The sequence below is a fragment of the Rhizobium sp. Root274 genome (assembly GCF_001429245.1).
Taxonomy (GTDB): Bacteria; Pseudomonadota; Alphaproteobacteria; order Rhizobiales; family Rhizobiaceae; genus Allorhizobium.
In genome coordinates this window covers 1,427,643-1,448,298 of record NZ_LMJE01000001.1, presented here as the reverse complement: position 1 = coordinate 1,448,298, position 20,656 = coordinate 1,427,643, and the positions used below count along the sequence as shown (strand labels likewise).

The 20,656-nt window shown below is 62.1% G+C and carries 20 protein-coding genes and 1 riboswitch; of the genes, 6 read left to right on the top strand and 14 right to left on the bottom strand.

Features of this window, described 5'->3' with window-relative positions:
- Nucleotides 1–93: 93 nt before the first annotated feature.
- Together gshB and ASE36_RS07135 are read left to right on the top strand one after the other, a co-directional pair.
- Nucleotides 94–1,041: a glutathione synthase gene (gshB, locus tag ASE36_RS07140; RefSeq protein WP_062276955.1), complete on the top strand. Its 948-nt coding sequence runs from the start codon at nucleotides 94–96 to the stop codon at nucleotides 1,039–1,041.
- A gap of 199 nt (nucleotides 1,042–1,240) precedes the next feature.
- A complete protein-coding gene (locus ASE36_RS07135; RefSeq protein ID WP_062276952.1) occupies nucleotides 1,241–2,770 on the top strand; it encodes a YifB family Mg chelatase-like AAA ATPase in 1,530 nt (509 codons plus the stop codon).
- A gap of 137 nt (nucleotides 2,771–2,907) precedes the next feature.
- Here the strand turns inward: ASE36_RS07135 and ASE36_RS07130 are convergent, their stop codons facing one another.
- The 3 genes from ASE36_RS07130 to ASE36_RS07120 form a co-directional block, all read right to left on the bottom strand.
- Complete coding sequence (locus tag ASE36_RS07130) at nucleotides 2,908–3,957, bottom strand: HWE histidine kinase domain-containing protein (RefSeq protein WP_062276949.1); 1,050 nt, start codon at nucleotides 3,955–3,957, stop codon at nucleotides 2,908–2,910.
- Nucleotides 3,958–4,373: 416 nt separating this feature from the next.
- On the bottom strand, nucleotides 4,374–5,342 hold the full coding sequence (cysK, locus tag ASE36_RS07125) for a cysteine synthase A (protein ID WP_062276947.1): 969 nt from the start codon (nucleotides 5,340–5,342) through the stop codon (nucleotides 4,374–4,376).
- A gap of 175 nt (nucleotides 5,343–5,517) precedes the next feature.
- Nucleotides 5,518–6,135, bottom strand: a complete 618-nt coding sequence (locus ASE36_RS07120; RefSeq protein ID WP_062276944.1) for a LysE family translocator — start codon at nucleotides 6,133–6,135, stop codon at nucleotides 5,518–5,520.
- A 127-nt stretch (nucleotides 6,136–6,262) separates the two neighbouring features.
- Here ASE36_RS07120 and ASE36_RS07115 point away from each other — a divergent pair, with 127 nt between their 5' ends.
- Nucleotides 6,263–6,895, top strand: a complete 633-nt coding sequence (locus ASE36_RS07115; RefSeq protein WP_062276941.1) for a LysE family translocator — start codon at nucleotides 6,263–6,265, stop codon at nucleotides 6,893–6,895.
- A 91-nt stretch (nucleotides 6,896–6,986) separates the two neighbouring features.
- Here ASE36_RS07115 and ASE36_RS07110 read toward each other — a convergent pair whose 3' ends face one another.
- Entirely contained in the window at nucleotides 6,987–7,868 is an 882-nt protein-coding gene (locus ASE36_RS07110) for a GNAT family N-acetyltransferase (protein WP_062276938.1), read from the bottom strand.
- 10 nt (nucleotides 7,869–7,878) lie between these two features.
- Nucleotides 7,879–8,355, bottom strand: a complete 477-nt coding sequence (dut, locus tag ASE36_RS07105) for a dUTP diphosphatase (RefSeq protein WP_062276935.1) — start codon at nucleotides 8,353–8,355, stop codon at nucleotides 7,879–7,881.
- A gap of 85 nt (nucleotides 8,356–8,440) precedes the next feature.
- Here dut and ASE36_RS07100 point away from each other — a divergent pair, with 85 nt between their 5' ends.
- Nucleotides 8,441–10,024, top strand: coding sequence for a peptide chain release factor 3 (locus tag ASE36_RS07100; RefSeq protein WP_062276932.1), 1,584 nt, complete (start codon nucleotides 8,441–8,443; stop codon nucleotides 10,022–10,024).
- Nucleotides 10,025–10,099: 75 nt separating this feature from the next.
- Here the strand turns inward: ASE36_RS07100 and ASE36_RS07095 are convergent, their stop codons facing one another.
- Nucleotides 10,100–10,714, bottom strand: a complete 615-nt coding sequence (locus ASE36_RS07095) for an HAD-IA family hydrolase (protein ID WP_082510956.1) — start codon at nucleotides 10,712–10,714, stop codon at nucleotides 10,100–10,102.
- A gap of 174 nt (nucleotides 10,715–10,888) precedes the next feature.
- Nucleotides 10,889–10,985, top strand: a riboswitch (TPP riboswitch).
- A 54-nt stretch (nucleotides 10,986–11,039) separates the two neighbouring features.
- Between ASE36_RS07095 and thiD the strand changes: the two genes are divergently transcribed.
- Nucleotides 11,040–11,843 carry a bifunctional hydroxymethylpyrimidine kinase/phosphomethylpyrimidine kinase gene (gene thiD, locus ASE36_RS07090; RefSeq protein ID WP_062278176.1) on the top strand — a complete coding sequence of 268 codons (804 nt, stop codon included), beginning with the start codon at nucleotides 11,040–11,042 and terminating at the stop codon, nucleotides 11,841–11,843.
- A 26-nt stretch (nucleotides 11,844–11,869) separates the two neighbouring features.
- On the opposite strand, the gene ASE36_RS07085 is transcribed toward thiD, so the two are convergent.
- Entirely contained in the window at nucleotides 11,870–12,265 is a 396-nt protein-coding gene (locus tag ASE36_RS07085) for a GFA family protein (protein WP_062276926.1), read from the bottom strand.
- 71 nt (nucleotides 12,266–12,336) lie between these two features.
- Nucleotides 12,337–13,248 carry a pirin family protein gene (locus ASE36_RS07080; RefSeq protein WP_062276923.1) on the bottom strand — a complete coding sequence of 304 codons (912 nt, stop codon included), beginning with the start codon at nucleotides 13,246–13,248 and terminating at the stop codon, nucleotides 12,337–12,339.
- 244 nt (nucleotides 13,249–13,492) lie between these two features.
- On the opposite strand from ASE36_RS07080, the gene ASE36_RS07075 reads away from it, so the two are divergent.
- Nucleotides 13,493–14,317, top strand: a complete 825-nt coding sequence (locus tag ASE36_RS07075) for a class II glutamine amidotransferase (RefSeq protein WP_062276920.1) — start codon at nucleotides 13,493–13,495, stop codon at nucleotides 14,315–14,317.
- Nucleotides 14,318–14,327: 10 nt separating this feature from the next.
- On the opposite strand, the gene ASE36_RS07070 is transcribed toward ASE36_RS07075, so the two are convergent.
- From ASE36_RS07070 to ubiB, 6 genes are all read right to left on the bottom strand, one after another.
- Nucleotides 14,328–14,681 carry an MmcQ/YjbR family DNA-binding protein gene (locus ASE36_RS07070; RefSeq protein WP_062276917.1) on the bottom strand — a complete coding sequence of 118 codons (354 nt, stop codon included), beginning with the start codon at nucleotides 14,679–14,681 and terminating at the stop codon, nucleotides 14,328–14,330.
- The gene (gene coaBC / locus ASE36_RS07065; protein ID WP_062276914.1) at nucleotides 14,678–15,892 is read right to left on the bottom strand and encodes a bifunctional phosphopantothenoylcysteine decarboxylase/phosphopantothenate--cysteine ligase CoaBC; all 1,215 of its coding nucleotides are present in this window, start codon (nucleotides 15,890–15,892) and stop codon (nucleotides 14,678–14,680) included. Before coaBC ends, ASE36_RS07070 begins: the two co-directional genes overlap by 4 nt.
- A 101-nt stretch (nucleotides 15,893–15,993) precedes the next feature.
- Entirely contained in the window at nucleotides 15,994–17,034 is a 1,041-nt protein-coding gene (locus tag ASE36_RS07060) for a sensor histidine kinase (RefSeq protein ID WP_062276911.1), read from the bottom strand.
- A gap of 16 nt (nucleotides 17,035–17,050) precedes the next feature.
- Nucleotides 17,051–17,488: a response regulator gene (locus ASE36_RS07055; RefSeq protein WP_062276908.1), complete on the bottom strand. Its 438-nt coding sequence runs from the start codon at nucleotides 17,486–17,488 to the stop codon at nucleotides 17,051–17,053.
- Nucleotides 17,489–17,490: 2 nt separating this feature from the next.
- Entirely contained in the window at nucleotides 17,491–18,978 is a 1,488-nt protein-coding gene (locus ASE36_RS07050) for a sensor histidine kinase (protein WP_062276905.1), read from the bottom strand.
- Nucleotides 18,979–19,081: 103 nt separating this feature from the next.
- Complete coding sequence (ubiB, locus tag ASE36_RS07045; protein ID WP_062276902.1) at nucleotides 19,082–20,656, bottom strand: 2-polyprenylphenol 6-hydroxylase; 1,575 nt, start codon at nucleotides 20,654–20,656, stop codon at nucleotides 19,082–19,084.

Here is a 20,656-nt window from a genome sequence, read left to right as displayed (position 1 = left end):
GAGAGCAGCATCAGGAAAATTCAAGGCTGTCGCCGTTGCCATCACCACTGGCGCAGCCTAAATCTGCCTTGCTTTCGAACGAGGACAGAGCTTATGGCGAAAATCACCAATGTCGCGGTCCAGATGGACCACGTCTCCACGATCAACATCGCTGGCGACTCGACCTTCGCCATGAGCCTGGAGGCGCAAGCGCGCGGCTACAAGCTCTTCCACTATACGCCTGACCGCCTGTCGATGCGCGACGGCAAGGTCTATGCGACCGTCGAGCCGATGGAACTGCGCGACGTCAAGGGCGACCATTTCACCCTCGGCGCCCCGGAGCGTATCGACCTGTCGACCATGGATGTCGTTCTGCTGCGCCAGGACCCGCCCTTTGACATGAGCTACATCACCTCGACCCATCTTCTGGAGCGCATTCACCCGGAGACGTTGGTGGTCAACGATCCGGCCTGGGTGCGCAACTCGCCGGAAAAGATCTTTGTCACCGAATTTGCCGACCTGATGCCACCGACCCTGATCACCAAGGATCCGGCAGAGATTGCCCGTTTCCGCAAAGAGCAGGGCGATATCATCCTGAAACCGCTCTACGGCAATGGAGGCGCCGGCGTCTTCCATTCCACGCGCGACGACCGCAACTTCTCCTCGCTGATGGAGATGTTCAACCAGATGTTCCGCGAGCCTTTCATCGCGCAAGGTTATCTGCCGGCCGTGCGCAAGGGCGACAAGCGCATCATTCTCGTCGATGGCGAGCCGGTTGGGGCGATCAACCGCGTGCCGGCGGAACATGATGCACGCTCCAACATGCATGCCGGCGGCAGGCCGGAACCCACGGAACTGACAGCCCGCGAGCGCGAAATCTGCGCCCGCATTGGTCCTGCTCTGCGCGAACGCGGCTTCCTTCTGGTCGGCATTGATGTCATCGGCGATTACATGACCGAGATCAATGTGACCTCGCCGACCGGCATCCGCGAAGTGAAGAAGTTCGGTGGCGCGGATATCGCCTCGCTTCTCTGGGATGCCATCGAAAGCAAGCGCGGCTGATACCAACTGCCTGAATCGGCTGCAAAAGTTCTTGAGGCGTTCTGCCTCTGCAACCCGATGCAACCCGACACTTACCTGCAGATGCGGATGTTCCGCAAATGTTCTTGCCATTCACTGCTCCTTATGCGAGATTGTTCCCGTCGTCACACGCAATATGAAGTTGCGTTGGGCGCTTCACGTCGATCGGCGAGGGCGGGCAATGGTAGCGCGTGTCAGTACGGTTGCATTCCAGGGGATCGAGGGTGTGCCCGTCGATGTCCAGGTCATGGTGGCGCCCGGCAAGGCGGGGATGCAGATCGTCGGCCTGCCCGACAAGGCCGTGGCCGAAAGCCGCGAGCGGGTGCAGGCGGCGCTTCATGCCTCGGGCCTCTCCCTGCCGCCGAAGAAGATCACCGTCAATCTGGCGCCGGCAGATTTGCCGAAGGAAGGCAGTCATTTCGATCTCCCGATCGCGCTCGGCTTGATGGCGGCACTCGGCGCCATTCCCGGTGATGCTCTCTCGGGTTATCTTGTCATCGGCGAACTCAATCTTGATGGCACGATCGCCCCGATCGCCGGCGCACTTCCAGCGGCGATCAGCGCCAATGCCGTCGACAAGGGCCTTATCTGCCCGGCGGAAAGTGGCGCTGAGGCCGCCTGGGCCGGCGCCGAGCTTGATATTCTGGCCCCCCGCAGCCTGATCGGCCTCGCTAACCACTTTCGTGGCACGCAGGTCCTGTCACGACCGGAGCCTTCGGTGCGCGCGCTACCGGCCAACCTGCCCGATCTCGCCGACATCAAGGGCCAGGAAGGCGCCAAGCGCGCGCTGGAAGTGGCAGCTGCCGGCGGACATAATCTCTTGATGGTTGGCCCTCCCGGATCTGGCAAGTCCATGCTGGCCGCGCGGCTCCCCTCGATCCTGCCGCCGTTGTCGGCGCCGGAACTGTTGGAAGTCTCGATGATCCATTCGATCGCGGGTCAGCTTTCGGGCGGCAAGCTCTCCGATCGGCGACCCTTCCGCACCCCGCACCATTCCGCCACCATGGCGGCCCTGGTCGGTGGCGGGTTGAAAGCCCGCCCGGGCGAAGCGTCGCTGGCGCATCACGGCATTCTCTTCCTTGACGAATTGCCGGAATTTGCCCCGCCGGTTCTTGATGCGCTCCGCCAGCCGCTCGAAACCGGTGAATGCATCATCGCCCGCGCCAATCATCGTGTTTCCTATCCCTCCGACTTCCAGTTGGTGGCGGCGATGAACCCGTGTCGCTGCGGCATGGCCGGAGAGCCGGGTCATGTCTGCGCCCGCGGCATCCGCTGCCAGACGGAATATCAGGGCCGCATCTCTGGCCCCCTGATGGATCGCATCGACATCCGCATCGACGTGCCGGCGGTCTCGGCCTCCGATCTCATCCGGCCCGGAACGGCTGAAAGCAGCGCCGACGTTGCCCGGCGCGTGGCGGCCGCCCGTCAGCGTCAGCGCGAACGCTTCGCGCGCCTCGAGCTGCCGTTTTCGACCAATGCCCGCTGCTCGACAGCGTTGATCGAGACGCTTGCCGAACCCGACCCTGCGGGTCTGCAGCTTCTGCGCGACGCGGCCGACAAGTTCCGCTTTTCGGCCCGCGGTTATCACCGCGTGCTGAAGGTGGCTCGCACGCTCGCCGATCTGGATGGGGTGGAAACCTTGGGCCGCATCCATCTTGCCGAAGCGATCTCTTACCGCATCGCCTCGGAACGTCTGGCGGCGGCGGCGTGATCGGCTGGAGAAGGGGTAAGTTTGGCGCGCCGAGATCCCGAAGCTGGGGGGAACGGAAGGCTGCGAGTGCGGACTGCGACTAGACGGGGCGATCTTGTTAGGCCGGGGCGCTTCGGCCTCGGTGGTTGAGGCGAAGATCAGGCCGGCTGTCCCATCTCGGCTGGGCGCAGCATATCGGTTGGCAATGACATGCGGATGATGGCGCCGCTTTCGGGATAGCTCATCTCGGCCTGGCCACGCACGCCGGAGATGACGCGCTTCATCAGCGTGGAGCCGAAGCCGCCGGCACCCGCCTGGGGCGCCGTCGGCACCGGACCGCCGCTCTCGCGCCACTCGATGACCAGCCGGCCCTCTTCGCCTTCGGCTTGCTCCAGCCGCCAGGTGAGATCGATCTGGCCGGAACCGACACTGAGCGCACCATATTTGGCAGCGTTGGTGCCGAGCTCGTGCAGGATCAGGCTGAGCACCACCACCGTCTGGCCGCCGATCGGAACCCTGGGACCGGAGGCGGAAAAGCGGGGGGTGCCGACGACCGCAAAGGGCTCAAGCGCCTGGAAGATAACGGCCTGCAGCGAGGCATCCTCGCCTTCGCGCAGGCCCCGCAGCAGAAGATTGGACCGGCCGAGTGCTGTCAGGCGGTCGCGCAGGCGCGCCGCCAGTTCCTCCGCGCTGGAGGCGTTCTTCAGCGACAGGCTGATAATGGCATTGATGGTGGCGAAGATGTTCTTCAGCCGGTGGTCGAGTTCCTGCGCCATGACCTCCTGGCCGTCCGCCAGCCGCTGGGTTTCCTGCCGCGCAGCGATCTCGGCCCGGTAGGCGGCCATCATCAGATGGATCAGGGTGAGATCGGTGACGATAACGAAGACATAGAGGCCCATGGCAACCAGCGTGCCGGCTGAGACATCGAAGCGATAGGGCGTGATGAAGAAGAACCAGGCGGCCAGGCCAGACAGAATGGAGACGAGGATGCCCTGACGCACACCAAAGACGAAGCCACAGATGACGACGGCGGGAAAGAAGGTGAGAAACGGAAAGCCAGCCGGCATCAGCGGGTCGAGCCAAGCCCGCAGAACCAGCGCAACCAGGAAGACGACGAGGCTCAACCCATAGGTGACGATCTTGTCCTTGCTGGACAGCGTTTTCTGAACCGCGGCAAAGGCCGGCAAGGTATCGAAATATGCGCGCATGGCCCCATTCGTCTCGCAGAACTTACGAATAATCAGAAATTACGGAAAGGTGTTAAAGAAATGCTAGCTGACGCGAATGACGGCTGCAACCCATCACGACACTTAGTGGTCCCTCCTGATTTTCACAAGCTCAACGGTCTTTCCCGCGGCGCTGGAGAGGATGTCGACGCATGCGCGACGCGCGTGAAAGGAGCAGTTTTTCACCGGGGAGAGAAGAAGAAAAATCATCAGACCTCGTCGCTCCGGCCCTCCTTTTAGGCTCAGAACGATCGCCACCATCTATCATCTGCGCCTTGCGACAGCCGCCCTCATAGTATCGAAGCGCAGTCACCGGGATTGGTGGCCAGCATGCGCTGGGGCTGAACTAGACAGATGCAGCCCGGGAGGGCCGCATCTGCCGATTGCGGACGGACTGTTTATTCCCCGAGCCCGGCAAACAGCGCAGTCGAGAGATAACGTTCGGCGAAGGACGGGATGATGACGACGATCGTCTTGCCGGCATTCTCCGCGCGCTGGCCGACCTTGATCGCGGCCGTCAGCGCAGCACCCGAGGAAATCCCGACCGGCACGCCTTCCAGCCGCGCAACCAGCCGGGCATTCTCGAATGCCTCGTCATTGGTGACGGTGACGACCTCGTCATAGATGGAGGTGTCGAGAATGGCCGGGGCAAAGCCCGCGCCGATGCCCTGGATCTTGTGGGGTCCGGGATTGCCGCCGGAGAGAACCGGGCTGTCGGCGGGCTCGACCGCCACCACCTGGACCGAAGGCTTCTTCGCCTTCAGCACCTGGCCCGTCCCGGTAATCGTGCCGCCGGTGCCGATGCCGGACACGAAGATGTCTATGCCGCCCTCCGTGTCGTTCCAGATTTCCTCGGCTGTCGTCTTGCGGTGGATCTCCGGATTGGCCGGGTTCTCGAATTGCTGGGGTATGATGGAATCCGGCGTCGTTTCTGCCAGCTCCTGCGCCTTGGCAATCGCGCCCTTCATGCCCTTGGCGCCTTCGGTGAGAACCAGTTCCGCCCCGAGCAGCGCCAGCATCTTGCGGCGCTCGACCGACATGGTCTCCGGCATGGTCAGGATCAGGCGATAGCCTTTGGCCGCGGCGGCAAACGCAAGCGCAATGCCGGTATTGCCCGAGGTCGGTTCGATCAGGGTCGTTTTGCCGGGCGCTATCTTGCCCTGCGCTTCCAGGCTTTCAATCATCGCCACCCCGATACGATCCTTGACCGAGGCAATCGGATTGAAGAATTCAAGCTTGGCCAGCAGATGCGCCTTCACGCCCTTTTCTTTGGCCAGCTTGTCCAGCCTGACGATCGGTGTATCGCCGATCGTCTCGGTGATCGATCCATAGACGCGACCGCGTCCGGGCTTCTTGGCATCCGTCATGTCTGGTCTCCCTGCAGATTTTTTGCTGACACCGAAGATAGGCGCATTGCCCTCGTCCCGCCAGAACCCTTTGTCTGCGCCTTGATTGAAAAGGGAAATATTCCTCCGCGCCTGATCGCAAAGCCGGTCGCAAAACTCGTCTGTGACATCGCGCCACCGCGATTGCCCTCGCGGATCAGACGGGCCGCGTCGCGATATAGGCGGCGGTGCCGGCAAGGATCCCCGCCGCTCCGCGATTGAGCAGCTTCAAGGCCGACGGTCTCTTCATCAGGTGCCGCGCCTGGGCCGCGAGCAGGATATAGGGAATGAGCACCGACATCAGCACGGCAAATGTCAGCCCGATCAAGAGAAGATAATCGACGAGACCGATGGCGCCGAGCGGCAAAAGGCTCGGCACCAGCGCGATATAAAACAGCATGGTTTTCGGGTTGCCGAGTGTGACCAACAGGCCCGAAAGGAAAGAGCGCCAAGCCCGGTTCTCGGTTTCTGCTGCCACGGACTGCGCCAGCAGGCCCGATGTCCACAGTTTGTAGGCGATATAAACGAGATAGGCCGCCCCAATAAACTTGATCACGAGGAACACCGTGGTGAATGTCTTTGCCACGAGTGCCAGCCCGAGGATCACGGCGGTCAGGTAGACGATATCGCCAAGGATCAGCCCAAAGCCCATGAAGAGCGTCGGCCGAAATCCGGACCCAAGCGCCCGCGCGACGATGGCCGTCATACCGGGTCCGGGAATAGCCGCTGCAATGAACAGCGCGCCGCAATAGGCGATAATCGTGGCCAGTGTCATGGTGGTGTCCTCTTCCGCACCCTTTGCATAAGTCCGCCCGAGCCGACTTGCAACGGTGACACGATCGGCCTTGCAGCGTGAAAGCCTCCGCTCTTAAGTGGCGCGGCCATAGCCCGGAGCCTTCCGCATGCCAAGCCTTCCCGCCTTCGTCGCTTTTGCACTTATCTGTCTCGGCATGGTGCTGACGCCGGGGCCGAACATGATCTATCTCGTGTCGCGCTCGATCTGCCAGGGGCCTATGGCCGGGCTTGTCTCGCTGGGCGGGGTGGCGCTTGGCTTCTTTGTCTACATGCTCTTGACCGCCTGCGGCATCACCGTGCTTTTGCTCGCTGTGCCGCTTGCCTATGACATGCTGAAATTCTGCGGCGCACTTTATCTCGGCTGGATCGCCTGGCAGGCGCTCCGCCCCGGCGGCCGTTCGCCCTTCCAGGTGCGGGACCTGCCGGTCGATAGCCCGCGGAAACTCTTCGTCATGGGCTTCGTCACCAGCCTGCTCAATCCGAAGGTCGCCATCCTCTACATGTCGCTCCTGCCGCAGTTCGTGGACCCCACGATTGGCAGCGTCTTCACCCAGTCGCTGATCTTGGGCTTTGCGCAGATCGCGATCGCCGTCACCGGCAATGGTCTGATCGCCCTGTCGGCCGGCACCATAGCCCTCTTCCTCGCCGGACGGCCGGTCTGGATGGTGGTGCAGCGCTGGCTGATGGGCACCGTGCTTGCAGCCCTCGCCATCCGCATGGTCACGGAAGCGCAGCGCTGACCACGCGAAGCGCGCGTGGCGACGTCGGCAGGCGGCCTTCGTCGGTCGGCTTAAGTCTTGCTCAAGAGCCGCAAAAGGCTGCCGACACCCTTCAGAAATCCGCCAGCGGCGACAGCATGAGGGGGACCTTGATGGCAGATGGCTCAAGACCTCTGATCATCAGGGCGCAGGACCCGGCATAGGGGCGGGCTTCGCCAACCCATCCGAGACGGTCTGTCGGAAAACACACCTCGACCCGATCAACCACAACGCCTAAGGCGGAGCAGATGTCCGCCATCAAGGGGATGCGAGGCGCCGCAATATCCAGCATGTGCAAGCTCTCGCCCTCAAGCTTCCAGGCAATGACGGCATCAAACGTGTGCAGGTAGCTCAGCCGGATCTCCGGATCGAAGAATGAGTTCAGCAGGAACATTTCGGACTGGCGCTGAACGGAAAACACCGCGGAAACCGGTTGGCGGTTGGCCAGAATATGTGAGACCAGCGCGACATCATCGGAGTTCGCCAGATCGAGATCCCGAGAATGAATGCCGGTGGAAGTCGTCGGCGGCACCTTCCCGCAAAACCGGAACTGCGGCAGAACTTGAAAACCAAAAGCGCGATAGAGATCGGGCTTGTCGGTCAAAAGGATGCCCACCTCGAAACCCTCTGCGTCGGCCCAGGCAAAGGCGCGCTGCATCAGGTCGCGATAAAGTCCCCGGCCACGATAGTCAGGGCGAACGGCACCGGATTGAAAACCCGCCGCCCTGACGACACGACCCTCGATAACAAGCGGCATGGCAAACGCCGAGAAATTGGCAATGCAGCGGCCGGTTTCGTCAAAGTACCCGAACGGCATCGACGACGGGTCTGGCCCGCCGAGGCGGTTTTGCAGAGTGATGTCGATGCCGAAGACGTCTTGCAGCAGATCCGCGAGCGCCTGAAAGGCGTCCGGATTGGCGAAATAACCTTGCCGTAGGGTTAGTCTCTCCGACATGCCCGGGCCCTCACACCCCCGTCGAGCCGAACCCGCCGGCACCCCGCGCCGTGTCTGATGTCTCGGTCACCTCGGCCACACGCGCCTGCGTCACCGGCGCAATCACCATCTGGGCGATCCGCATGCCGCGCTCGATGACAAAATCTTCGTCCCCGAGATTGATCAGCAGCACCTTCACCTCGCCGCGATAATCGCTGTCGATGGTCCCGGGCGTGTTGAGGCACGTCACACCGTTCTTGAAGGCAAGGCCGGAACGGGGCCGGATCTGCGCCTCGAAACCCTCGGGAATCTCGAAGATGAAACCGGTCGGCACCAGCGCACGCTGTCCCGGTGCAAGCACCATCGGCTCGTCGGCCACCACGGCAGCCCTGAGATCCATGCCAGCCGCGCCGCGCGTCTCATAAGCCGGCAGGTCGAGCCCTTCACCATGCGGCAGGCGCTTGAGATTAAGCACGGGTGCGAGGACGTCGGTCGGGATCGGGGACATGGCGCATTCCTTTGTTTTGCGCGCTCAATTGCATATTGGCCGTCGAAACGCTAGATAACCGCCGACCAAAAGGAATTCCTGAGACATGGCTGAAACCCTCGCAGAGGCGGTCTCCCGCCGCCGCACCTTTGCTATTATCGCCCACCCGGATGCCGGCAAGACGACGCTCACCGAAAAGCTGCTGCTGTTCGGCGGCGCCATTCAGCTCGCCGGTGAAGTGAAGGCGAAGAAGGATCGCATCCAGACCCGTTCGGACTGGATGAAGATCGAGCGCGAGCGCGGCATTTCGGTCGTCACCTCCGTGATGACCTTCGAATATGAAGGCAATGTCTTCAACATTCTCGATACGCCCGGCCACGAAGACTTTGCGGACGACACCTACCGTACGCTGACCGCGGTCGATGCTGCCGTCATGGTCATCGACGCCGCCAAGGGTATCGAGCCGCGCACACTCAAACTCTTCGAAGTCTGCCGCATGCGGGACATCCCGATCATCACCTTCGTCAACAAGATGGACCGCGAAAGCCGCGACATCTTCGAGATCCTCGACGAGGTCGAAGAGAAGCTGGCGCTCGATACAGCCCCGATCACCTGGCCTGTCGGCCGTTCGAAGAGCTTTTGCGGCTCCTACAATCTGGCCAACAGCAGCTATCGAGGCAGTGACACCCAGGCCGAGGCGACCAAGGTCAATGGACCGCAGAGCGTGGCCGAGCACCTGCCGGAAAACGAACGGACCGCTTTCGTCGACGAACTGGAACTCGCTGTCGAGGCTTGCCGCCCCTTCGATCATAAAGCTTTCCTCGAAGGCCACATGACGCCGGTCTTCTTCGGTTCGGCGCTGCGCAATTTCGGTGTGCGCGATCTGATCAATGCGCTGGGTGACTTCGCGCCGCCGCCACGCGACCAGGTTGCTGACGTCAGAACCGTGCATGCCTCGGAAGAAAAAATGACGGCCTTCGTTTTCAAGATCCAGGCCAACATGGACCCGAACCACCGCGACCGCATCGCCTTTGCCCGCATCTGCTCCGGCAAGCTGGAGCGCGGCATGAAGGCCAAGCTCGCCCGTACCGGCAAGCTGATGGGGCTGACGGCCCCGCAATTCTTCTTCGCCTCGCAACGCCAGCTGGCCGACACCGCCTTTGCCGGCGACGTGGTCGGTATCCCGAACCACGGCACACTGCGCATCGGCGATACGCTGACCGAAGGTGAAAACCTCGTCTTCCAGGGCGTGCCGAACTTCTCGCCGGAAATCCTCCGCCGCGTGCGGCTGGAAGATGCGATGAAGGCAAAGAAGCTGAAGGAAGCGCTGCAGCAGATGGCCGAAGAAGGCGTCGTGCAGCTCTTCTCGCCGGAAGATGGCTCGCCGGCCATCGTCGGTGTCGTCGGTGCGCTGCAGCTCGACGTGTTGAAGGAACGTCTGTCGGCGGAATACACCCTGCCGGTCTCCTTCGAGATGTCGCGCTTCTCCGTCTGCCGCTGGATTTCGGCCGAAAGCAAGGACGATCTGGAAAAATTCATGACCCAGCGTCGCGGCGATATCTGCCGGGACCTCGACGGCGACCCGGTCTTCATGGCGCAGGATCAGTTCTCGCTGCGTTACGAGGCCGAGCGTTATCCGGCGATCAAGATGGTCGCCATCAAGGAGTATCACGTCGCCAAGGCAGCGTGACGTCAAATGCTTCGGCATGCGCTCCATAGGGCGCATGCCGCGAAGCCTCAATGGGGAGGCAATCTGGTCACCGCCTCAGCGGTGACGCAGCCGCATCAGCCCTTCACCATCGACATCCACCGTCACGCCCTCATAGCCGTGCAGCTTCGGATAATCCGTCTCAAGCAGATGCGCATGGGTCGCGGTGATCACCATGACATCGGCGCCAGCGCCTTCGCCGGCCAGAACACCGGCCATCACATCCTCGAACACCAGACAATGTGCGGGATCGACGCCGAGCTTTTCAGCGCCCAGCCTGTAGCCAGCCGGGTCGGGTTTGCCGATCTTGACGTCTTCCGCGGTCACGATCTTCAGCGGCTGCGGCAGGCCCGCGGCTGCGATGCGGGCACGCGCAAGCGCCGAAGGCGCCGAAGTCACGATCGCCCAACGATGGGCGGGCAGGGCGTTCAGAAAATCGATCGCACCTGCAATCGGCACAATTCCTTCGACATCCGCGATCTCGCCGCGCTCGATTTCCAGCGCCTCCGCTTCGACATCCACACCCGGCAGGTTCAGCCCCCGGATCGTGTCGATGCCGCGCTTGCCATGCATGGTGGGCAGGAAGGCTTCGACATCAAGCCCGTGTTTTGCGGCCCAGCGACCCCAGACCCGCTCGGCGGCGGCGATGGAGTTGAGCAACGTGCCGTCCATGTCGAACAGAAAGCCATGATAGGATCTGGCAGGAAGAAGCGAGGCGGTAAGGGTCAAGAGCGTGCACCTGATGCTTGGGGGATGACAGGCAGGTAGCCAATTTGGCGGCTGGCGGCAAATGAATTGATTGGCAGCCGCTCCACCGGTGACAGGAGCGGCGGACTGGTCTAGACAGAAAGAAGACAGGGGCGTCTGGCGAGAGCCGGGCTGAGAAGCACCCTTTGAACCTGAACCAGATCATGCTGGCGGAGGGAGTCGTTCGGTCCTTTCGGCAGCCTTGCTGCGTAAGATCGTCACCGCTCCGCCTTTTGAAGGGAGCGCGCCGATGACCACCCAAATCCGCAATGTCCTGTCTATCGCCGGCTCCGATCCCTCCGGAGGTGCGGGCATCCAGGCCGATCTTAAGGCAATCTCCGCGCGCGGCTGCTACGCCATGGCTGCCTTGACCGCGCTCACTGCCCAGAACACGCAAGGTGTCTCGGCTGTCCGCCCGCTCGATCCCGATTTCGTTGAGGAGCAGATCCGTATGGTCTTCGCGGACATACAGGTTGATGCGGTGAAGATCGGCATGATCGCCAATGCCGGGATTGCGGAGGCTGTCGCCCGCGCGCTCGAACCCCATCGCGGTGTCCCGATCGTGCTCGACCCTGTTATGATCGCCAAGGGCGGTGCGGCACTACTCGACCCCACCGCCGTCACCGTCCTGAAGCGGCGCTTGCTGCCGCTCGCGACCCTGCTCACGCCCAACCTGCCGGAGGCGGCAGCCCTGTTGAACGAAGCGGAAGCTCGCGACCGCGAGACCATGGCTGCACAAGCCCAGCGACTGGCAATCCTCGGCCCCACCGCCGTTCTGATGAAAGGCGGGCATCTCGCAGGTCGAGACAGCCCGGACTGCCTGCTAAGTGGGGACGACGTCACCTGGTTCGAGGCGACAAGAATTGCGAGTGGCAACACCCATGGCACCGGCTGCTCCCTGTCGAGCGCGATTGCCGCCGAGCTGGCAAAGGGCCGTCCGCTTGCTAAAGCCGTTGGCTCGGCCAAGGACTGGCTTCAGCAGGCCATTGCCATGGCGGACCGGCTTGAGGTGGGCAGCGGCCACGGCCCTGTGCACCATTTCCATGCTCTGTAGTCGGCCGACCAGAGGCGTTGAAGATTTCAGCTGTCGGCGTGCCGCTCGAGATCACGGATGTCGAAGACGAAGGGCAGGGCGGAACCCAGCCATGATTGGTGGTGAGGTTTAAGTTCGCGCCGCTGGTCAATGGTGCCAAGCCGGATGCCGATCGCCCCGTCAGCGCTTTCACGCCAAAGCGGCGAGCCACAGTCGCCACAGAAGAACTGATCGCTCGGCTTTCCGCTGTCACCGAGCTTTCGGTAGCGTCGAGGTTCGCCGGAGAGAAGACGGAGACTGTCGGGCAGGGCTGCGGCCGTCACGCGATAGGCCGATCCGGTCAGGCGCTGGCAATCGGTACAATGGCAGATCCCGATCCGCTCAGGGTTGATTTCCGCCTCGTAACGAACAGCGCCGCACTGGCATGCACCGGTGATCTGCATGGGCAACCTCCGGACAAAGAAACGCCCGGCGCTGGAGGGCCGCCGGGCGAGATGAACTTGACTGCACCCTATTAATGATCGGCCTTGATAAAAGTTCCGTTCTGCAGCTCTTTCATCGCCTGCATCAGTTCTTCCCGGCTGTTCATCACGATCGGACCGTGCCAGGCGACCGGCTCCTTGATCGGTTTGCCGGTGACGAGCAGGAAGCGGATGCCCTTCTCGCCGGCCTGCACGGTGATTTCATCGCCGGTGTCGAAAACGACCAGCGTACGATTGCCGGAGAGGTCACGGATGTTCAGCTCCTCACCCATATATTCCTTCTCGACCTTCACCCCGAACGGCTTGGAGGCATCGCGGAACGAGCCGGAGCCGGCGAAGATGTAGGCAAAGGCCGAGCGATAGGTATCGACCGGGAAGGTCTTGCGCTTGCCCGGCGGGACGGAGATGTCGAGATAGACGGGTTCGGCGGCAATGCCGTCGACGGGACCCGCTTTGCCCCAGAAGTCGCCGCAGATGACCCGCACGGATGTACCGTCGTCATCGACCACCACGGGGATATCGGCGGACTTGATGTCCTGATAGCGCGGCTTCGTCATCTTCAGTGATGAGGGCAGGTTGGCCCAGAGCTGGAAGCCGTGCATGCGGCCAGCGAAATCGCCCTTCGGCATCTCCTGATGCATGATGCCGCTGCCGGCCGTCATCCATTGCAGGTCGCCGGCGCCCAGCATGCCCTGATTGCCGAGGCTGTCGCCGTGTTCAACGGTGCCGGCCAGCACATAGGTGATCGTCTCGATGCCGCGATGCGGATGCCAGGGAAAGCCGCGAATGTAATCGCCAGGATCGTCGTTGCGGAAATCATCCATCATCAAAAAGGGATCGGTCATCGAAGGATCGCCGAAGCCAAAGACGCGGTGCAGCTTGACGCCGGCCCCTTCCAGGGTCGGTGTGGCGCGGCTCTCATGCTTGACGGGACGAATGGACATGGGGCGGGGCTCCTCTGCCAAGTGATGGTTTCAAGGGCCCAATATAGCCGCTCCCGGCTCCCCCTGCAGTAGGGCCCAGCGGAACGCAGTGTTCACATTTGCCTATGCTGCAGCGCAGAAAAAGATTGCGACCCCTGACAAAATTCTGTCATGAAAGTGCGGATGTTTGCAAATCGTTAGCCTATAAGGCGAACACTGTTGTCGGGCAGCCCTTGTGTCGGCGCCTTCCGGAGTTGTGAAACGCATGTGTCGTTGGGCAGCCTATCGCGGAGAAGCGATCTTCCTCGAGGAACTTGTCACCTCGCCTGCCCACTCGCTCATCGAACAGTCCCATTGCGCCACCCGCGCCAAGACCGCCACGAATGCCGATGGTTTCGGCATCGCCTGGTATGGCGACAGACCCGAGCCGGGCCGTTTTCGTGACGTGCTGCCAGCCTGGTCCGACTGCAATCTGAAAAGCCTCGCTCGCCAGATCCGCTCGCCGCTCTTCCTCGCCCATGTCCGTGCCGCGACCCATGGCTCGACCCGCCGTGACAATTGTCATCCCTTTGTGCATGACACCTGGTCCTTCATGCACAATGGCCAGATAGACCATTTCGACCGCATCCGCCGCCCGATGGAAGCGATGCTCGATGACGCGCATTTCCACGCCCGCGTCGGCACGACGGATAGCGAACTGCTTTTCCTGCTTGCTTTGCAATTCGGCCTGAAGGAACGCCCGCTCGCGGCGATGGCCGAGGCCGTCGGCTTCGTCGAGCAGATCAGCCTGCATCTGGCAGGCGCTGCCGGCATCCGCCTGACGGCTGCCTTCTCGGACGGAGACACGCTTTATGCCGTGCGCTACTCGACTGATGAGTTCGCGCCGACCCTTTATGCAGCGCCCATGGGGCCGAAGGGCAGCTACTGCCTCGTTTCCGAACCGCTCAACGACGAGGCCGACACCTGGGTAGAAATTCCCGCCTCAAGTGCCGTCATCCTCAACGATAAGGGTTTGCAGGCTGCCGAATTCAAGCCGGTCTCCGCGCGAATCGAAATGGCGCCGGATCGGCCGATCGCGCTCGCCGGCTGACGCTCCGGCCTCAGTCTTCGATGCCGAGTTCACGCCTGAGCTTGCGTGTCAGGCCGCCGCTGACGGTCCGGTAGGAGCGAACAAGGTATTCCTCAAGATCCGTTGCCGTCAGCTCCGTGCTCGGGCTCACGCTCACCCATTTGCGCTTGGCGAAATAGGGCGCCTGCGCCACGCCTTCGAGCGATGTCAGGATCTCGAAACTCTCCTCGCTCACCTTGAATGCGAGATGCCGCTCACTGTCGGTCAAAAGAGCGAAGACCTTGTCCCCGACCTTGGCGACGCAACCGTCCCACTGGTCGACGAGGCTTGTGCCAGCAAGTCCTTCCACGAAGCATACGAAATCTGCACGGTCGAACAGGCTCACGCGGAAGCACTCGCAAAATGGGAGGCGATCCAGCCGGCCAGCCGCTGCGCAACTTCCTCTTTCGAGAGCTCCGGCCAGTCCTCTACGCCGTCCTTGGTGATCAGTCGCACGCGATTGCGGTCGCCGCCCATGATCCCCGTCGCCGGCGAGACGTCATTGGCAACGATCAGGTCGGCGCCTTTGCGCTCCAGCTTCGACCGTCCGTTGGCCTCGACATTTTGCGTTTCGGCGGCAAAGCCGACAACGAGGCGCGGTCGCTGCGCGCGATGCCCCACGGTCTTCAGGATGTCCGGGTTCTCGGTCAGCATCAGAGGCGGCGGCGCTTCTCCCGGCTGTTTCTTGATTTTCTGGTCTGAACCGGAAGCCACCCGCCAGTCGGCAACGGCCGCAACCATGACCGCGATATCGGCCGGCAGGTTGGCGAGCACAGCATCCCGCATCTCTTCGGCCCGCTCCACATGCAGAACACGCACACCGGAAGGATCGGGAATGGTCACAGGTCCGGAGACCAGTGTGACCTCTGCCCCTAACCGGGCCAGAGCTGCGGCAATCGCATGCCCCTGCTTGCCGGAGGAGCGGTTGGCGATATAGCGCACGGGATCGATCGGCTCCTGGGTTGGGCCTGAAGTCACGACGGCTTTCAAGCCGGCGAGCGGCTTCGGCCCGGACAAGAGCTCTTCCACCGCAACGACAATCTCCAGCGGCTCGGCCATCCGGCCAAGGCCGCGCTCGCCGCTTTCGGCCATCTCGCCCGCCATCGGGCCGATCATCCTGATGCCGTCCGCCTTCAATGTCGCGACATTGCGTCGGGTTGCAGCATTGTCCCACATCTTCGGGTTCATCGCCGGCGCGATCAGGATCGGCCGATCGCTGGCAAGAAGCACGGCGGAGGCGAGATCGTCGGCGAGCCCATGCGCCATCTTCGCCATGAGATCCGCTGTCGCCGGCGCCACCAGTACGAGATCGCAGTCCCGCGCCAACCGGATATGGCCGACATCCTGTTCATCCTCACGGGAAAACAGGTCGAGATAGACATGGGCCGCAGAAAGCGCGCCAACGGCAAGCGGGGTGACGAATTCCTGGGCCGCCCGCGTCATGATCGGCGTCACGCCCGCGCCCCGTTCCCGCAGGCGCCGGATGAGGTCGAGGCTCTTATAGGCGGCAATGCCGCCGGCGATGATCAGAACAATACGCTTGCCGGCCAAGGTCATGAAAGTAGGGCCCCTTTTGTCGGCGTGACCCTAGCGCAAATCGGCGCTGAGGCAAACGCTGTCGCAAGGGCTGGTAAACGCCGGGAGCCATTGGGAAAGGATCAGGAGATCACGTCGAGCTTCAGCGGCACCTCTGCGACGGTTCCACCTTGGCCTTCGAGATAGCGCAAACCGTCGCCCAGTGTTGAGGCCATCGATTTGACGATCCGGCTGCCGAGCCCGGTGCCCTTCGGTGCGTCATCGGCGTTCATGCCCACCCCGTCATCCTCCACCCTGAGCAGGGCGTCGTCGTCCGATATCCGCTTCAGATGCACGCGGATATCGCCTCCTTCACCGGGGGCATAGGCGTATTTATGCGCGTTGGTCACCAGTTCGGTGACGATCATGCCGACGGAAACGGCCTTGTCGGCGCTGAGCGAGATCCGGTCGGCATCGAGCAGCAGCCGCATCGGTTTTTCGGCGCTGCTCAAGGAGTTGGAGAGCTCTGCCGTCAGGCGGCCGAGATATCGGTCGAGTTCCACCCGGCTGACATCGTCGGAGGTGTAGAGGCTGCGATGCATGCCGGCAATCGCGGTAATGCGGGCCTGCGTCTCGGCAAGCTCCGCCTTCACCTCTTCGCTCCGTGCGCTGGAAATCTGCAGGCGCAAAAGGCTGGCGACCAGCGCCAACGAGTTGGCGACACGGTGATTGACCTCGGCGAGCAACGCTTCCGCCCGCTCCTTGGCCAGGCGGATTTCCTCGTCCGCCCGCTCCTTGGCGGCGCGCAGCTGTGCGTTCGCGATCGACTGCTCGATGGCGCTCGTCAGCAGAGACAGAAAGTCCTCGCTGACCGTCTTGATGACGTAGTCGGCAGCACCCGCCTTGATCGCTTCGATTGCGATCTGCGCCTCGTTCGAACCTGTCACGTAGACGACAGGTAGGTCGACGCGGGTTTCCCGCATCAGGGCCAGCACTTCATGACCCGTTGTCTGGCGCAGATAGTGATCGAGCACGATCGCGTCGAACTCCCCACTCTTCAAGAGTTCCAGCGCGTCATTCGCGGTTTCCGCATGCGCCATGTCGTGCCCGAGCCGAACCAGATGCTTTTGCACCAGGCGCGCAATGGCTGCGTCGTCATCGATATAGAGGACGCGGAAGCTCATCGGCGCGGGTCCGGGGTCATGGGATTTGCATAACGGAAAAGAAGAGACCGAGCTGCCGGATGGCATTGGCGAAATTGTCGTAATCGACAGGTTTGGTGATATAGACATTGGCCCCGAGGTCGTAGCACCGCTGGATTTCGCGCTCGTCGTCCGTCGTCGTCAGGATGACCACAGGCATTCGCCGCGTATACGGATTGGATTTGATCTGATCGAGGATATCCGTGCCGGACATGTCGGGTAGGTTGAGGTCGAGCAGGATCAGAAGATAGCGGTCTTCCGAGACCTTTCCGCTCCGGTCCTGACCCAGCACGTAATCAAGCGCCTCGGTCCCGTTGGTGAACGGAATGATGTCGTTGTTCACGCCCGCACGCCGGACGTTCTTTTCAATGAGACGAGCATGGCCCTCGTCATCTTCGATCATGATGATCGTAACTTCTTTTCCCACCGCTTTCATAATCAACTCCGTACCAAGCGTGATAGATCGTATGGCAGCCTGAGCACGAAGGTTGATCCCTCTCCCAAACGAGAGGTAACGCTGATCTCCCCGCCCAGGTTCCTTGCCAGGGAACGAACATGGGCAAGCCCGATGCCTTCGCCCGCTTTATCCTGTTGTCCGGATCGGCGAAAGAGCTCAAAGACGCGCTCGTGGTCCTGTTCGGCAATGCCGCGGCCATTGTCCTGCACCTCGATGCGAACCATGTGCCGGCCCTCGGGCATCGAGCGGATCGATAGCGCCAATGGCACCTCCGGCTTTTTGTACTTGATGGCGTTGTCGACAAGGTTGCCAAGGATCTGCTCGACGGAAAGCCGGTCGGTGATCAGACGGTCGGCACGGATGTCGAGATCGATGGTCCCGTCGCTTTCGCTGATCTGGTGATAGACACTCGCCGTGATCGTCTCGACCAGCGGCTTGAGTTCGATTTCTTCGGGCTTCAGCTGGCGGCGGCCGTCGCGTGAGATCTTCAGGATCGCGTTGATCAGCCCGTCCATCTTCCGCGTCGAAGAGCGAATGAAGCCGATCGCTTCTGGCAAGTCTTCGGAGGCAGCCAGTCGCGCCGACTGGATCTCGTCTTCCGTAAGCGGCTTGCCGTCGTTCAGCACGTAGGCTTGCAGAGCCTTGAGGGAGGTGTCGAGCTCTGCGGTAAAGCCCATGATGTTGACCAGCGGTGCCCGCAGATCATGCGTGACGATGTAAGCGAAGCGCTGGATTTCCTGATTTGCCTGCATCAGGTCTTCGGTCCGCTCGGCCACCCGCGCCTCCAACCCCTCGTTCAATCGCCGAACCTCTTGCTGCGACGTCGCCAGCGCCCGAATGTGCTGGCCAACGACGAAAAGGGCGGCGCCCATGATGACGATGATCGCCACCCCGCCGGCGATGGTGATCCATTGCAGCTGTTGCGTCGCGTCGATCTGCTGGTTGGCTCCGCCGTCAATGGCGGCATCCGACTTCTGCTTGAAATCCTCCAGGATGGCACGGATCCGGTCCATGGACTCGCGGCCGACATTCGTCTCGACCAAGGCGATTGCCTGGGCCTGCTCGCCGCTGCGGACCAGATCCACAGTGCGTGCCAGTTCGGTGAGCTTGGCATTCACCAGTTCGCTCAGCTCACGCGTGTCTCGTTCCTTGGTCGGCCGTCCATCGACCGCTGCTGCCAGCTTGTCGACGGCGGCGCGGATCTCGCCGACGGCGTCTTCGTAAGGCTGCAGGAAAATCTCGTCCCCGGTGATCAGGAAGCCCCGTTGGCCGGTTTCCGCATCTGTCAGCTTCTGCATGAGGTCGGCCGACATGCGTCGGATATCGCGCTCAACGAGGATGTCGGCGAAGGTCGTGCGGGTACGCTCGACCAGCCCGAAGCTGGCGACGATGATGATGATAAGGATCCCGGTGCCGATCAAAAGAAAGAGCAGGGCGGATCGGACCAGGCCGGTTTGTGTGGCAGACATTGATTTCCAGACGGAACAAAGAACGCGTTTCGATGTTCCAACGCGATCGTCGCCCTATTGTTCCATCCGGAGCGCGAAATAAATTTCGGTCAAATGCAATGCGTTAAAGGAGGTGTACGGCAATCGTCACAAGCGACAGGGCGATGACCCAGAGCGCCACCCGCCCGGACCGTGTATGCCGTGCCTCCGCCCGCCCGATCCGCTCGGCCGTCTCCGCATCGAAGCGAAGCCCTTCCTCGCTCATCCGCACGATCTCGCCATGCAGCTTTTCCGTCTTGGTCGCGATCTCCGGCAGCGCCTCCGCCAGTCGCATGGCGGCCTTCGCACCGTCCTTGAGGTCGGTGACGATCCGCTTCGGTCCCAGATTGTCGCGGATCCAGTCAGAAACGACCGGCTCGGCTGCCTTCCACATGTTGAAGCGCGGATTGAGAATGCGCGAAACGCCCTCGACCACGACCATTGTCTTCTGCAGCATGACAAGCTCGGGGCGCGTCTCCATGTCGAAGATCTCGGTGACCTCGAACAGCAGCGTCAAAAGCTTGCCCATGGAAATCGTCTCAGCCGGCTGGCCATGGATCGGCTCGCCGATCGCCCGGATCGCCTGGGCAAAACTCGCGACATTGTGGTGCGACGGCACATAACCGGCTTCGAAATGAACTTCCGCCACCCGCAGGTAATCGCGGGTGATGAAGCCATAGAGGATCTCGGCGAGGAAGCGACGTTCCTTCTTGCCCAGCCGCCCGGCAATGCCCATGTCGACGGCAACAATGGTCCCGGTGGGATCTACGAACAGATTGCCGGGATGCATGTCGGCATGGAAGAAGCCATCGCGCAGCGTGTGGCGCAGGAAGGACTGGATCAGCGTATCGGCAAGAGCGTTCAGATCATGTCCAGCGGCGACAAGGCCTGCGACATCCGACATCTTGATGCCGTCGATCCATTCCATCGTCACGACGTCACGACCGGTGCGCTCCCAGTCGACCCGGGGGACACGGAAGCCCGGATCATCCGCCGTGTTCTCAGCGATCTCCGAAAGGGCAGCTGCCTCCAGCCGAAGATCCATCTCCACCTTGGTGGTCTGTTCCAGCGTCTTCGTTACCTCGACGGGCCGCAGCCGCCGCGAGTTCGGGATGAACCGTTCCTGCAGATGCGAGACGAGATACATGGCCTCAAGATCGGCGGCAAAACGCTTGCGCACGCCGGGCCTGATCACCTTCACGGCCACCTTGCGGCGTCCCTCTGGCGTCTCGACCTCGGCGGGATGAACCTGCGCGATCGAGGCTGCTGCAATCGGCTCATCGAAGCGTGCATAAAGGTCTTCGATCGTCCGGCCGAGAGACTCGCGGATCGTGGTGCGGGCTGCTTCAGTCGGGAAAAACGCCATCCGGTCCTGCAGCCCCGAGAGATCTTCCGCGAATTCCGCACCCACGACATCGGGTCTCGTTGCCAGGAACTGGCCGATCTTCACATAGGAAGGTCCGAGCCGTGCCACCGCATTGGCGAGCCGATCAGCGCGGTCGACGGATTTTGCCCGGCTGCGGGCAAGCGGTGCAACGGCCGCTTTCGCGAAGCCGACGAGTGGCGGCAAGCCCTCGGAGGGCAGGGCAGCAATAACGCCCTCCCGCACCAGCACCCAGCCGACCCGCGCCAAGCGGAAATATGCACCGATCATGCTCAT

What these genes read in the sequence shown, in the direction of transcription:
- gshB (WP_062276955.1), top strand. Translation starts at nt 94, where the DNA reads ATGGCGAAAATCACCAATGTCGCGGTCCAGATGGACCACGTCTCCACG.
- ASE36_RS07135 (WP_062276952.1), top strand. Translation starts at nt 1,241, where the DNA reads ATGGTAGCGCGTGTCAGTACGGTTGCATTCCAGGGGATCGAGGGTGTG.
- ASE36_RS07130 (WP_062276949.1), bottom strand. Translation starts at nt 3,957, where the DNA reads ATGCGCGCATATTTCGATACCTTGCCGGCCTTTGCCGCGGTTCAGAAA.
- cysK (WP_062276947.1), bottom strand. Translation starts at nt 5,342, where the DNA reads ATGACGGATGCCAAGAAGCCCGGACGCGGTCGCGTCTATGGATCGATC.
- ASE36_RS07120 (WP_062276944.1), bottom strand. Translation starts at nt 6,135, where the DNA reads ATGACACTGGCCACGATTATCGCCTATTGCGGCGCGCTGTTCATTGCA.
- ASE36_RS07115 (WP_062276941.1), top strand. Translation starts at nt 6,263, where the DNA reads ATGCCAAGCCTTCCCGCCTTCGTCGCTTTTGCACTTATCTGTCTCGGC.
- ASE36_RS07110 (WP_062276938.1), bottom strand. Translation starts at nt 7,868, where the DNA reads ATGTCGGAGAGACTAACCCTACGGCAAGGTTATTTCGCCAATCCGGAC.
- dut (WP_062276935.1), bottom strand. Translation starts at nt 8,355, where the DNA reads ATGTCCCCGATCCCGACCGACGTCCTCGCACCCGTGCTTAATCTCAAG.
- ASE36_RS07100 (WP_062276932.1), top strand. Translation starts at nt 8,441, where the DNA reads ATGGCTGAAACCCTCGCAGAGGCGGTCTCCCGCCGCCGCACCTTTGCT.
- ASE36_RS07095 (WP_082510956.1), bottom strand. Translation starts at nt 10,714, where the DNA reads ATGGACGGCACGTTGCTCAACTCCATCGCCGCCGCCGAGCGGGTCTGG.
- thiD (WP_062278176.1), top strand. Translation starts at nt 11,040, where the DNA reads ATGACCACCCAAATCCGCAATGTCCTGTCTATCGCCGGCTCCGATCCC.
- ASE36_RS07085 (WP_062276926.1), bottom strand. Translation starts at nt 12,265, where the DNA reads ATGCAGATCACCGGTGCATGCCAGTGCGGCGCTGTTCGTTACGAGGCG.
- ASE36_RS07080 (WP_062276923.1), bottom strand. Translation starts at nt 13,248, where the DNA reads ATGTCCATTCGTCCCGTCAAGCATGAGAGCCGCGCCACACCGACCCTG.
- ASE36_RS07075 (WP_062276920.1), top strand. Translation starts at nt 13,493, where the DNA reads ATGTGTCGTTGGGCAGCCTATCGCGGAGAAGCGATCTTCCTCGAGGAA.
- coaBC (WP_062276914.1), bottom strand. Translation starts at nt 15,892, where the DNA reads ATGACCTTGGCCGGCAAGCGTATTGTTCTGATCATCGCCGGCGGCATT.
- ASE36_RS07060 (WP_062276911.1), bottom strand. Translation starts at nt 17,034, where the DNA reads ATGAGCTTCCGCGTCCTCTATATCGATGACGACGCAGCCATTGCGCGC.
- ASE36_RS07055 (WP_062276908.1), bottom strand. Translation starts at nt 17,488, where the DNA reads ATGAAAGCGGTGGGAAAAGAAGTTACGATCATCATGATCGAAGATGAC.
- ASE36_RS07050 (WP_062276905.1), bottom strand. Translation starts at nt 18,978, where the DNA reads ATGTCTGCCACACAAACCGGCCTGGTCCGATCCGCCCTGCTCTTTCTT.
- ubiB (WP_062276902.1), bottom strand. Translation starts at nt 20,656, where the DNA reads ATGAGCATGATCGGTGCATATTTCCGCTTGGCGCGGGTCGGCTGGGTG.